This is a genomic window from Bacillus sp. AFS002410 (assembly GCF_002556365.1).
In the GTDB taxonomy this organism is placed as follows: domain Bacteria; phylum Bacillota; class Bacilli; order Bacillales; family Bacillaceae_G; genus Gottfriedia.
In genome coordinates, this window is sequence record NZ_NUEU01000001.1 from 427,460 (window position 1) to 440,387 (window position 12,928).

Below are 12,928 nucleotides of genomic sequence, written 5' to 3' on the forward strand. Positions count from 1 at the left end.
ATGGTGAATTTCTTCAAAAAGATACTTGATGATAAAAAAGAATACAAAGAAATGATGGCGCGAGTAGAAGCATTGCCAGTCGATTACCAAGAAGCCTATAAAAAAATCTGCAACTATATGTGGAGTTTTGCTTCTGGAAGCGGGATGGATATGTTGAGAATCCAGTATGATCTCATTGATTTATTTGAAGCAGGTGCAGCAGATGGTAAGGATGTATTAGAAGTGACAGGTGAAGACGTTACCGGATTTGCAAATGAACTTACCGATCAAGCGAAAAGATGGGATGATAAATTACGCAATAATTTGAACAAAAGCATTCTAGATCGATTGGGTAAGAAAAAATAAAATCATCAGTTATATTTAACAAATAAGTACAGCATAAGTGATTTTTGTCAGTCTATATAGTTATACCTAGCTGCAGGCGCAACTTACGCTTAGAGCGTGCGCCTTCAGCTTTATATATGGGAGGGAAATAATTATGAGTAATACTGCTATTTCAGTGAAGGGATTAAAAAAATCCTATAAAAATATAGAGGTGCTAAAAGGCGTAGATTTTGAGGTGAAAAGAGGCAGTGTTTTCGCTTTACTGGGCTCCAATGGTGCTGGGAAAACGACTATTATTAAAATCTTGAGCACATTAATACAAGCGGATATGGGGGAAATTGAAGTTTGTAGTTCGAATATTCAAACAAATCCAGGGCAAGTACGTGAGAAAATCAGTTTAACCGGACAAAACGTTGCAGTAGATGATATTTTGACAGGGCGTGAAAATCTCGACCTAGTAGCAAAACTCCGCCACTTGCCTGATCGAAAAAAAGCTGTGGAGGAAAGTCTACGCCGTTTTGATTTAATTGAAGCTGGTGATCGAGCTCTTGCTACTTATTCTGGCGGTATGAAAAGACGATTGGATTTAGCAATGACAGTACTTGGGTCACCGGAACTTGTTTTTCTTGATGAGCCTTCTGTTGGACTTGACCCGGAAGCACGATTAGCTTTGTGGGAAGTGATTCGTGATATGGCAAAAGCGGGTATTACTGTGTTTCTTACTACACAATATTTAGAAGAAGCCGAACAACTAGCTGACCGAATTGCCATTTTACATGAAGGGAAAATTCTTGTAGAAGGTACGATGGATGAATTAAAAGCAATTCTTCCGCCTAAAAAAGTAGAATACGTGGAAAAACAGCCAACACTTGAGGAAATTTTCCTAGTTGTTACTGGAAAGAGAGGGGAATAGCAATGAATGGAAATCATTTTTTCAGCGATACGATTACAATGTGCAGTCGAGTGATGAAGCATTCGCTTCGAAGTATTGATACAATTATTACAACGATTCTCATGCCGATTATGCTTATGCTCGCTTTTGTCTATATTTTTGGTAGTGCTATGACAATGAACAAAGTAGATTACGTGAATTTTATCGTTCCAGGTGTGTTGCTTATGTGTATTGGAATGGGGATTTCCTATACAGCAGTTCGAGTGAACACTGACATGACAAAAGGAATATTTGATCGATTTCATTCCATGCCAATCGCTAAATCATCGATATTGGGAGGGCATGTTATCTCAACTTTAATATTAAATTTATTATCAGTTGCTGCAGTGATTCTTATTTCTTTTATCATGGGATTCCGTCCGCACGCTGATTTTGTGGAATGGTTATTAGCAATTGGTATGATTTTGCTTACCGTATTTTCTTTCACTTGGATTGCAGTGGCATGTGGACTTATGTCAAAATCGTATGAAGGTGCGAGCGTATTCTCTTATCTGCTTATGGGCTTAATGTTCGTAAGTTCTGCCTTCGTTCCAACAAATAATATGGGCAGCAAACTTAGAGCTTTTGCCGAAAACCAACCAATGACACCAATTGCTGAAAGCGTGCGTTCACTTTTAGCTGGGCAACCGGACTATGGTAATATTTTAACTGCTGTATTATGGTTAGTGGGAATTGGAATATTGTTTTATATGATTTCAATGAAGGTATATAAAAAAAGAATGAAATAAAATATCGAAGTACATGCTGGGGAATTCTTTCAGTTTGTACTTTTTTTATTTTGGTAAAATGTTATTTATGAATATCGAGAAATAGGGACTTTATTTACTTTTTATAAAGGCTTTTGTTTAAGGAGAATTGGGGCAGAAAACAATTTTGGATACGAATTTAGTTAGTTTACTAACCCAAAATCAAGTATGATTGAACTAATATAAATTTGTACTAAAGGAAGATTATAATGAAGAATCGATTTTCAATTGGAGAAATGGCAAAGCTTCATAATACGACTATAAAAACCCTTAGATATTATGACGAAATTAGTTTGTTAAAACCAATACATACAGACATAAACAACGGTTATCGATACTATTCTACCGAACAATTTGAGCACTTAAACACCATTCACTATTTAAAGGAATTAGGCTTTTCTTTAAAGGAAATCAAGCAACATTTAGAAAATCGAGATATTGATAGTTTTTTGCTTCTTCTTGAGGAACAAAAAGAATTAACTGAGCAAAAGATAAGAGAGTTAGAAAGAGTAAAGCAACGATTCCAAAATCGTATTATGGATATAAGAACAGCAAGAGAAATAAAGGAATTAGAAGTTCCTTTCATTAAAGAAATGAAAGAAAAAACGATTGTAAGATTAATGGAAAGAATCAGTTCGGAACCAGAGCTTGAAGTTACTTTGCGAAGATTAGAGGATTTATCAAATTTGAGTTCTTCTATCTTTATTGGAGGGGTAGGTCTAACTGTTAGTCTAGATCATATAAAAAATACTAAGTTTGACGAGTATAATTCCATTCTATTATTTACGGAGGATGATGATCTGCAAAGTCCACTTATTTCTACACTTCAGGAAGGGAAATATGCCTGTATTTATTATAGAGGAAACCATATGGAATCTTCGATGTATTACAATATCTTACTGAATTATATTGCAGAAAATGGACTTGAAATAATAGGCGACTCGATTGAACGGACGATTATTGATCATTATATTTCAAAGAACAAAGCTGATTATTTAACTGAATTGCAAATCCCAATAAGCTATTGACCCTCCTGTAACCGGAGGGTTTATATTTTGTTTATGACTAATTTTGAAAGGGGTTTTCAAATGTTTGATTCAACAACATTATTACTTTTTATTGGAACAGCCATAATTTTAATTATTATTCCCGGTCCAGATTTAATTTTTACTCTTACACAAGGAATGACAAATGGTAGGAGAGCGGGAGTGGTCACTGCGATGGGGTTAAGTTTAGGGAATATCGTACATACTTTAGCAGCAGCGCTTGGACTTTCCCTTATTATAAAAACTTCAGTGGTTTTATTTACGATCTTCAAATCGTTAGGAGCAATTTATTTATTTTATCTCGCATATAAATCTCTGAAACATCGAAAGGAAGTACTAAGTCTTAACAATGAAAATAATAGTGAAACAAAAGGTTTGTTTTTTAAAGGATTGCTAATGAATATATTAAACCCAAAAGTAGCCATTTTTTATCTTACCTTTCTTCCACAATTTGTAGACTACAAGGCACCACACGTCGCGTTACAAATGTGTATTCTAGGTTTAATTTTTATCATTTTGACGGCGTTAATATTTAGCTCTTTAGGCTATTTCTCAGGAACATTTCGAGATCGATTATTAAAAAATCCACGGTTTAATGAGTATATGAATATCACAGCTACAATTATTTTCTTTGCATTAGGATTAAAACTGATTACTACTAGCATTTAAAAATTGTGTACTAGTTAATGGTAAATTGAAATAGAGGAAATCGTAAAAATGGATGGCCCTTGTGGTTTTACGTGTATTGTTTTTAAAAAGGAGAATATTATCGGTCAATACTTCAGCATTGAAGAGGTAATTTTGGGGATTAAAGGAATCCTTATTTAAAGAACAGTGATATATAATATAATCAGTATACGAAAAGTAAAGTCATAAAAAGGGGATGTAACAATGGTATTATCTTTAAGAAATGTTCAAAGTTCAGATTTAAAACAGTTAATAACGATTGAAAATGAAGGCTTTTCAAAAGAAGAAGCTGCTACAAAAGAAGCGTTTATAGAGAGGATTCAATTAATCCCCGATACATTTATTGTTGCGGAAAAAGACGGGGAGATTCTTGGTTATATTAATGGTCCAATTATTAACCAACCTTATATAACAGATGATCTTTTTGAAAAAATAAAATTGAATCCGGACAAAGGTGGCTATCAAAGTATTTTAGGATTGGCAGTTTCCAATAATGCAAGAAAACAGGGGATTGCAAAAATCTTAATTGAAAAAATGGACGAGCTTGTCAAGGTAAACGAAAGAATAGGAATCACTTTAACATGCAAACAGGAATTAGTTTCTTTTTACGAAAAGCTAGGATTTGTAAATCATGGTTTATCTGATTCAAAACATGGTGGAGTAAGTTGGTATAATTTGGTTAAATTAAAATCGGATTATTAATAGAACGAATATTGAGATGGAAAGTTGGTCATAGTTTGGTCAATGAATTATCGATAATAGTAACGCATCGAATACAATGTTTCGATGCGTTACTATTTGAAATTTATTTTGTAGAAGTTTCATATTCTTCATCTGTAACAGGTTCTAACCATTCTGGGGTACCTGCAGTTATTGCAATGTGCTCAAACCAACTATCTTTCGCAGCACCATGCCAATGCTTCACGCCATCGTGAGTGATGATTACATCACCAGCCTTTAAGAATTGCGCGGGCTTCCCTTCTTCTTGGTACCAACCTTCCCCACCAGTTACTAATAAAATTTGAAATCCATCTCGATGGACGTGCCAATTATTTCTGCAACCTGGCTCAAAGGTCACATTCCCTACACCAACATTTACATTTGGATCGGCAATTAAGGTTTTAAGATAACTTTGTCCTACAAAAAATTGTGCGTATGCTTCATTTTTTTCGCCGACAGGGAATATAACACCGTTTTTTATTTCTTCATGTTTTATCATTTTATTTCCTCCTAAACTTACATCTAATCAATCAGTTGGACGAATATCATAAATGGCTTCATCTGATGTTTTAAATAAGTTGTTTCTTTTGACAGTCTATAGTAAAAGATGTCTCAAAAACTATGCTTTTGAAACATCTCTGAAAAACTATTAAATTGTGCTTGTGTCGATGACGAATCGATATTTCACATCTGATGCTAAAACTCGCTTGTATGCTTCGTCAATTTGATCGGCAGAAATAACTTCAATGTTAGGGACAATGTTATGCTTTCCACAGAAGTCTAACATTTCTTGAGTCTCACGAATTCCTCCAATCATAGAGCCTGCAAATGAACGACGATGACCTATAAGTGAAAAAACACTTAGAGATAACGGCTCTGCTGGGGCACCGACATTTACTAGCGTACCATCTAGATTGAGTAGTCTTAAATAAGCATCCATATTTATTTTTGCACTTACTGTGTTAATAATTAAATCAAAAGTTCCTGCAAGATTTTTAAATGTTTCTGGATCGTTTGTAGCATAATAGTGGCTTGCCCCAAATTGTAAACCGTCTTCTTTTTTGTTCAATGTTTGTGATAGAACGGTTACCTCTGCACCGAGTGCATGTGCAATTTTAACTCCCATATGCCCAAGTCCACCCATACCAATTACAGCGACCTTCTTACCAGGCCCTGCTCCCCAATGGTTTAATGGAGAATATGTAGTAATACCTGCACAAAGTAATGGTGCAGCAACATCAAGTTCAATATTATCAGGTATTTTAACCACGAAATCTTCTGTTACAACGATGTGGGTTGAGTAGCCACCCTGAGTTGGCTCGCCGTATTTGTCAACACCAGCATAAGTAGGTGTATTTCCTTTAAGACAGTATTGTTCTTCACCTTTACGGCAGTTTTCACAATCGCCGCATGAGTCTACCATACAACCAACACCAACACGATCGCCAACCTTGTATTTCGTTACCTCTGTTCCTACATCCGTTACTATTCCGGCAATTTCATGTCCCGGTACAAGTGGGTAGTGCACATGACCCCATTCCCCGTGGGCAGTATGAATGTCAGAATGGCAAATTCCAGCGTATTTTATTTCAATTAGAACATCATTTAAATCAAGATCACGTCGTTTAATCTCAGCAGCTCTAAAGGACTGGTCAGGACCATCTACAGCTCTTGCTTTTGCAGTTATCATAAATAAAACCTCCTAAAAAAATATTTTTATAGAGAAGAAAACAAATCACTCAGGTTAAACCTTACATGCATTTTTACCCTAAGTTTATTCTCTTGCACCATCATGATACTCCCTCTAGTTAACTCTAGGTCAAGCGATTTTGAGGAAGCCATGTTTCTTTTTTTGTGACATAAAAAAAATAACATGATAAAATCCCTTCATAATAATAGAGTTGGCTCAGGGGATAAAACATAAAGAGAGGAAGATAAATGTTGAAAACATATTCAATCGGGGAAGTAGCAAAAGAATTGAAACTTACTGTATATACGTTGCGGTACTATGACAAAGAAGGGCTTATGCCTTTTGTAGAACGGACAACCAGTGGTATACGAGTTTTTAAAGAATCTGATATAGAGGCATTAAAAATAATTGAATGTCTGAAATCTACAGGGATGCCAATAAAAGAAATTAAAAATTTCATAGAATGGTGTTCTGATGGGGATTCCACATTACAATTAAGATATGACATGTTTATGGAAAGAAAAGCGAATGTTGAAGCACAGATGGAACAATTAAAAAAAACAATGGAAATTATCGAGTACAAATGTTCATATTATCAAATTGCTTTAGAAGCCGGAACGGAAAATATTTTAAAGAACAATAAAAAAGAAACTTTGAATTGTCAGTAACCAATAGCCCCCACCGATTCATAAATGAGATATGAATCGTGGTGGTCATTATTTTTTTAGAGTCAACTGATTTTGTTGTGGATCGATGACTCCAAAAATCTAAACATCTACACAATGTAAAGGCAAATCTCAACTCGTAAACAAACAATTATTATATATTATAAAAAATTTATAAAACTTTATTTTTTCTAATAACTCCAATGATGAAAGCGTTATCACTTAAGGGGAATTTAAAATCCGATATTGACAATCAGTTTACTAGGACTTATTATTCAATTAATGAAATTACATAATAGAAACTTATCGAGAGTGACCGAGGGATCAGGCCCTATGACGTCCGGCAACCTCCTTGAAAAGGAACGGTGCCACTTCCTGCAGAATGAAATCATTCTGATAGATAAGTCGAAAACAATCGTTTCCGATGCCTCTTTCTGAATGAAAGAGGCTTTTTGTGTTTTTATATACTTCTCAATTACAGGGGGGATCTCTTAATCAATCTACAAGATATTATGGAATTTGTTTTTAACTTACTTTTATAAAATTTTTTATTTAAACAAAATTCCAACTTAGTTGATAGGAAAACTTGTTTATTTGAATAATAAGGGAGAGAATAGAAATGAAATATGGTTTTTGGTTACCGATTTTTGGAGGATGGTTAAGAAATGTGGACGATGAAAAGATGCCACCAACCTTTGATTATGCAAAAGAAGTTATTCAATCAGCAGAAAAATGGGGTTACTCAACTACTTTAATAGCTGAATTATATTTAAATGATATAAAAGGACCGGAACATGATTCACTTGAAGCTTGGTCGACTGCAGCTGCTCTAGCGGCAGTGACGGAAAAAATTGAAATTATGACAGCGATACGCCCAGGTTTTCATAATCCAGCTGTAACAGCGAAAATGGCAGCAAATATTGATCAAATCAGTAATGGCCGTTTTACGTTAAACGTAGTTTCAGCTTGGTGGGCAGAGGAAGCACGTCAATACGGAGGCGTTTTTACAGAGCACGATGAGCGTTATGCGCGAACTGAAGAGTTTATTGATGTTCTAAAAGGGTTATGGACAGAAGAAACCTTCAATTATTCTGGTCAATTTTATGATTTAAAAGAAACGAAGCTTGCTCCAAAACCTGTTCAAAGACCTAATCCACTTCTTTATGCTGGAGGTGAAAGTGAAAAAGGTAAGCAAACAATTGCTGAAAAATGTGATGCTTATGTGATGCACGGTGGAACAGTTGAAGAGATTGCTCGAAAAATAAGTGATATGAAAGTACGCCGCGAACAAACTACTAATGCACCATTTAGTTCTTTCGGTATGGCAGCTTATGTTATTTGCCGCGATACAGAAGAAGAAGCTTTTGCAGAGCTTGAGAAAATCACAACCGTAAAGGAATCTAGCGGTTATGCAGGCTTTAAAGATTTCACAACAAAATCACAATTAGAGCAACAAATACAATTACAAGATTATTCGGTTTCAAATCGTGGGTTACGACCAAACTTAGTTGGAACCCCTGAACAAATTGCAGATCGAATTTTACAATACGAAGAAGCTGGCTTAGACTTACTATTATTACAATTCTCTCCTCAACTAGAGGAAATGGAACGCTTTTCTAAGCAAGTTATGCCTTTAGTAGAACAAAAACGTAGTTTAATAAATAGCTAGATAGGGGAAATGAAAATGAGCAAAGTATACGTTATACATGAAAATAGTGAATGGACAGTACATTTAACAAAAAGATTAGAGGAGCTAGGAGTTCCTTATGAAGAATGGCACTTAGATGAAGGAACGGTTGATTTATCAGCGGCACCACCAGAAGGAATCTTCTACAGTCGAATGAGCGCTTCTTCTCATACACGTGATCATCGTTTTGCAGCTGAATTTACAGGGCAAGTATTAGCTTGGCTGGAAGCACATGGGCGTACTGTATTAAATGGAACAAGCGCTTTAAAGCTAGAAGTTAGTAAGGTTTTACAATACTTAGAATTAAATAAATATGGTGTAAAGACGCCAAAAACAATTGCAGCGGTTGGAAAACAAAATATTATTAATGCGGCTGAAAAATTTGCAGGACAGTCATTTATCACAAAGCATAATCGTGCTGGTAAAGGATTAGGTGTACAATTATTCCATAGTGTAGAAGCATTAAAAGCTTATGTGGAAGGGCCTACTTTCGAAGAGCCAGTCGATGGCATTACTCTTATTCAAGAATACATTCTATCCCCAAAAAGCTACATCACTCGCTGTGAGTTTGTAGGTGGAAACTTTGTTTATGCTGTTAAAGTTGATACTTCAGAAGGATTTGAACTTTGTCCAGCAGACGCATGCCAAATTGGAGATTTATTCTGTCCAGTAGGTGAAGAAGTAGAAGAAAAACCTAAGTTCCAAGTAATTGAAGGATTTAATGACGAAATTTTAACTAAATATAAAGAAGTTCTAGCTAAAAACAGTATCCAAATTGCTGGAATCGAATTTATAAGAAATGCTGAAGGTGAAATTTATACTTACGATATCAATACAAACACGAACTATAATTCTGATGCAGAAGAAAAAGCAGGGAAATTTGGAATGCTTGAAGTAGCTTTATATTTAAAGAAAACGTTGGAAGAAAATTATACTAAAGTAAATGCTTAATTTAGTGTAGTGAATCGCTAAAGGCCCAAACCTATGTTGGATCAGGTTTGGGCTTTTTTTATTGGAGACTGTGAAGAAAAAAAGAGGAATCGCAAATGAAAATGGGTAATCGCAAATAAAAAAGAGGAATCGCAAATAAAAATGGGAAATCCCAATTAAAAACAGAGAATCGCAAATAAAAAAGAGGAATCGCAATTAAAATTAGAGAATCGCAAATAAAAAAGAGGAATCGCAATTAAAATCAGAGAATCGCAATTAAAATCAGAAAATCGCAAATAAAAGTGAGGAATCGCAATTAAAATGAACAAATACCCATACCGGTTAGGGTATATCGTCTGAAAAATTAAGCAATAACGGTCGCTTTCAAATATAAATAAGCAAATCTGACTTAATTCTTTCTAATTCTAGGGAAAAATGGGTAAGAGTTAGCTACTAATCTATAGAAAGATTGAAAATATCAGTTAGAAATGAAAAGTTTGAGGAAAATACCCTTCCCCACGATAAATCAACAAAGCACTCACACGAAAAAAGTTCGATCAAATTTAATTCAATAGAATAGAAAAAATATCAAAGCATTTTTCGAATTAAGAGAAATAGGCAATTAATTGAGAGGAATATGCTAACGATTAAATTTAATATATTGATAATATAAGATTGTAAGTTGATTTGAATTTTAAAGAAGTTCAATTGGCTCTTTTCCTGAGGACTTGATTATGGAAATATTCTATTAACATTCAAATAGGGGGATGCAAATGAAAAAGACTTTGTATCTAATGAGGCATGGGCAAACATTATTTAATAGTAGAAAGAAAATTCAAGGTTGGTGTGATTCACCACTTACAGAGTTAGGAATTAAACAAGCAGAGACTGCTGCAAAGTACTTTAAAGACAATAATATTATTTTTGATCACGCCTATTGCTCTACATCTGAAAGAGCAAGTGATACGTTAGAGCTAGTGACGGATTTGCCGTATACAAGATTAAAAGGATTAAAGGAATGGAACTTTGGAACGTTTGAAGGTGAAAGTGAAGATTTAAATCCACAGTTACCATACGGTGACTTCTTTGTTCAGTTTGGTGGGGAAGATCAAAAAGACCTCCAACTAAGAATTGCTACTACTTGCCAAAAAATAATGGAAGAAGATAATGAAGTAGTTTTAGCTGTATCTCATGGAGCGGCTTGTCGAAATTTTATGAGATATTGGGAGCACACTAGTTCAATTGCCCAACAAGTAAGAATTGGGAATTGTTGCATTTTGAAATTTGAATATGAGAAAAAAGAATTTAAATTAGTAGAGATTATTAATCATAATTTAAGCGATATAGTCCAAGTATAGTTTGGGTTAGTTTTTAATAGTAATAGATTACATATTTTGAAGGTGAGGATATTTTGATGGAATATACAAAACTTGGAAATACGGGATTAGATGTTTCTAGACTTTGCCTTGGTTGTATGGGTTTTGGAGACGCAAATCGTTGGATCCATCCATGGGTAATCGATGAAGAAAGCAGCCGTACAATCATAAAAAAAGCACTTGATTTAGGAATTAATTTTTTTGATACAGCGAACGTCTATTCAGATGGAACTAGTGAAGAATATGTAGGTCGAGCTTTAAAAGATTATGCAAATAGAGATGAAATCGTACTTGCAACGAAAGTCTATTTTCCTATGCATCAAGGTGCTAATGGCTCAGGACTTTCCCGTAAGCATATTATGAGCGAAATTGATAAAAGTCTTAAACGCCTCGGAACGGATTATGTGGATTTATACCAAATTCATCGTTGGGATTATCACACTCCAATCGAAGAAACAATGGAAGCACTGCATGATTTAGTGAAGGCTGGTAAGGTAAGATACGTCGGTGCTTCTGCTATGTATTCATGGCAATTCTTGAAAGCTTTACATGTCGCTGAAAAAAATGGTTGGACTAGATTTGTAACAATGCAAAATCATCTTAACCTTATATACCGTGAAGAGGAAAGAGAGATGCTGCCTCTTTGTAACGAAGAAAAAATCGGCGTAATTCCATACAGTCCACTTGCTTCGGGAAGGTTAACACGTGACTGGTCAAATACGACACTAAGATCTGAGACAGATGAAACTCAGAAATCGAAATATGGTGCAACGGAAAATACTGACCGACTCGTAGTGGAGCGGGTTGCGGAAATCGCCGAAAAACAAGGCGTATTAAAATCACAAATCGCACTTGCCTGGTTACTACAGAAACAACCAGTTACTGCTCCAATTATTGGTGCCACGAAAATTTCCCATCTTGAAGATTCAGAAGGGGCTTTATCGGTTAAGTTAACTGCTGAAGAGGTTGCTTATTTGGAAGAGCCTTATGTTCCTCATCAGGTAGTTGGCGCATTAGGTTCTAATTAATGTTAACTTTAAAATAATGAGTTTAGCCCCTATTTTCCTTAAGTGTGAAAAGGGGTTTTTTTGTATCATAGTGATATATGTTGCAATATGCCGAAAAATCCTTCATATTTGTTAAAAAGGAGGTTCTATATGCGAAGTGATATACAACCGAATGAACGAGCTTTTTCTTCGAAGGAAGTAGCTGAAGAACTGGGTATTGCAACGCCTACTGTTCGAAAGTATGGACAAATCTTAGAGCGCAATGGATATGAGTTTTTGAAAGATGGCGAACGGCGTATATTTGTTCAATCTGATATTAAAGTGCTTATAGCGTTACGCGATACAGACAAGTCCCTGGAAGATACTGCAAAAGACCTAGTATTTCAACAAAAAGAAAGATTAGAAGGTTTTGATGAAACACAAATTGCGGTATCCGATACATATGAAAATTTACCACATGACCCAAATCAATTAAAAGAGTTTTTAAGGTTTTTAGTCAGTGAACTTGCAGCTGCACGTGAAATGAATGTTGAGCTGAAAAATGATATGACAGAACTTAAAACGGCTGTTTCCAGGCTTCAACAAGATCATCATGATATAAGTGCAAATATTGGAAACTCATCCAAAAAAACTTACAATAAAATTGAAAAATTAGCCGAGCAACAAAAAATACAATACGAGACATTACTGGAACAAGAAAAACAAAAAATTGATTTTTTACAAGAAGAATTACAAAACATGCGAGAAGAACAGAGAACAGAATGGCGCTCACAAGATGATTTTAATAAACGTTTAGAAATTGTGATACAAAGGCCTAAAGATAAATGGGGATGGCTTTTCTCTTTATTTCGAAAATAAAGGAACTATTAAAATCTTTTTATGCTAATCTTGTAAAAATTTGATTAAAACTTTTGAAAATGAAAACTTTAAAAAGTACTTTAAGGTCGATACTTCCGTAAGGATGTATCGGCTTTTTGTTATGTATCGTTAGCTGATACAAATTGCAATTAATACAAAAGTCTTTTTAATCGTAAAAATTTGAACACGATACAAAAAATCTCTAAACAATACATCAAAAGTTCCTTTGAAACATATAAC

The 12,928-nt window shown here is 34.8% G+C and carries 14 protein-coding genes and 1 riboswitch; of the genes, 12 read left to right on the top strand and 2 right to left on the bottom strand.

Translation table 11 applies throughout. The features are described from left to right. The 6 genes from CN692_RS01890 to CN692_RS01915 all read left to right on the top strand — a co-directional run bounded on the left by CN692_RS01890 (position 1) and on the right by CN692_RS01915 (position 4,457). Positions 1–345 (top strand): DUF1048 domain-containing protein, encoded by a 345-nt coding sequence (locus CN692_RS01890; protein WP_098117307.1) that lies wholly within the window; start codon positions 1–3, stop codon positions 343–345. A gap of 133 nt (positions 346–478) precedes the next feature. Beyond that, positions 479–1,237: an ABC transporter ATP-binding protein gene (locus CN692_RS01895; RefSeq protein WP_098117308.1), complete on the top strand. Its 759-nt coding sequence runs from the start codon at positions 479–481 to the stop codon at positions 1,235–1,237. Positions 1,238–1,239: 2 nt separating this feature from the next. After that, positions 1,240–2,004 carry an ABC transporter permease gene (locus CN692_RS01900; protein WP_098117309.1) on the top strand — a complete coding sequence of 255 codons (765 nt, stop codon included), beginning with the start codon at positions 1,240–1,242 and terminating at the stop codon, positions 2,002–2,004. A 227-nt stretch (positions 2,005–2,231) separates the two neighbouring features. Next, positions 2,232–3,050: a MerR family transcriptional regulator gene (locus tag CN692_RS01905; protein WP_098117310.1), complete on the top strand. Its 819-nt coding sequence runs from the start codon at positions 2,232–2,234 to the stop codon at positions 3,048–3,050. Positions 3,051–3,110: 60 nt separating this feature from the next. Next, positions 3,111–3,737 carry a LysE family translocator gene (locus CN692_RS01910; RefSeq protein ID WP_098117347.1) on the top strand — a complete coding sequence of 209 codons (627 nt, stop codon included), beginning with the start codon at positions 3,111–3,113 and terminating at the stop codon, positions 3,735–3,737. A gap of 222 nt (positions 3,738–3,959) precedes the next feature. Then, positions 3,960–4,457, top strand: coding sequence for a GNAT family N-acetyltransferase (locus CN692_RS01915; protein ID WP_098117311.1), 498 nt, complete (start codon positions 3,960–3,962; stop codon positions 4,455–4,457). A gap of 103 nt (positions 4,458–4,560) precedes the next feature. On the opposite strand, the gene CN692_RS01920 is transcribed toward CN692_RS01915, so the two are convergent. Together CN692_RS01920 and CN692_RS01925 are read right to left on the bottom strand one after the other, a co-directional pair. After that, positions 4,561–4,974: a cupin domain-containing protein gene (locus tag CN692_RS01920; RefSeq protein WP_098117312.1), complete on the bottom strand. Its 414-nt coding sequence runs from the start codon at positions 4,972–4,974 to the stop codon at positions 4,561–4,563. 150 nt (positions 4,975–5,124) lie between these two features. Continuing rightward, positions 5,125–6,165, bottom strand: coding sequence for an NAD(P)-dependent alcohol dehydrogenase (locus CN692_RS01925; RefSeq protein WP_098117313.1), 1,041 nt, complete (start codon positions 6,163–6,165; stop codon positions 5,125–5,127). A gap of 251 nt (positions 6,166–6,416) precedes the next feature. On the opposite strand from CN692_RS01925, the gene CN692_RS01930 reads away from it, so the two are divergent. The 6 genes from CN692_RS01930 to CN692_RS01955 all read left to right on the top strand — a co-directional run bounded on the left by CN692_RS01930 (position 6,417) and on the right by CN692_RS01955 (position 12,688). Continuing rightward, a complete protein-coding gene (locus tag CN692_RS01930) occupies positions 6,417–6,833 on the top strand; it encodes a MerR family transcriptional regulator (RefSeq protein WP_098117348.1) in 417 nt (138 codons plus the stop codon). 297 nt (positions 6,834–7,130) lie between these two features. Beyond that, positions 7,131–7,237, top strand: a riboswitch (SAM riboswitch). Between the two features lie 212 nt (positions 7,238–7,449). Beyond that, the gene (locus CN692_RS01935; RefSeq protein WP_098117314.1) at positions 7,450–8,499 is read left to right on the top strand and encodes an LLM class flavin-dependent oxidoreductase; all 1,050 of its coding nucleotides are present in this window, start codon (positions 7,450–7,452) and stop codon (positions 8,497–8,499) included. A gap of 15 nt (positions 8,500–8,514) precedes the next feature. Then, positions 8,515–9,468 (top strand): ATP-grasp domain-containing protein, encoded by a 954-nt coding sequence (locus tag CN692_RS01940; RefSeq protein WP_098117315.1) that lies wholly within the window; start codon positions 8,515–8,517, stop codon positions 9,466–9,468. A 752-nt stretch (positions 9,469–10,220) separates the two neighbouring features. After that, positions 10,221–10,805, top strand: a complete 585-nt coding sequence (locus CN692_RS01945; RefSeq protein ID WP_098117316.1) for a histidine phosphatase family protein — start codon at positions 10,221–10,223, stop codon at positions 10,803–10,805. Positions 10,806–10,861: 56 nt separating this feature from the next. Beyond that, a complete protein-coding gene (locus CN692_RS01950) occupies positions 10,862–11,851 on the top strand; it encodes an aldo/keto reductase (protein ID WP_098117317.1) in 990 nt (329 codons plus the stop codon). A 129-nt stretch (positions 11,852–11,980) separates the two neighbouring features. Continuing rightward, the gene (locus tag CN692_RS01955) at positions 11,981–12,688 is read left to right on the top strand and encodes a hypothetical protein (RefSeq protein ID WP_098117318.1); all 708 of its coding nucleotides are present in this window, start codon (positions 11,981–11,983) and stop codon (positions 12,686–12,688) included. Positions 12,689–12,928: the final 240 nt, after the last annotated feature.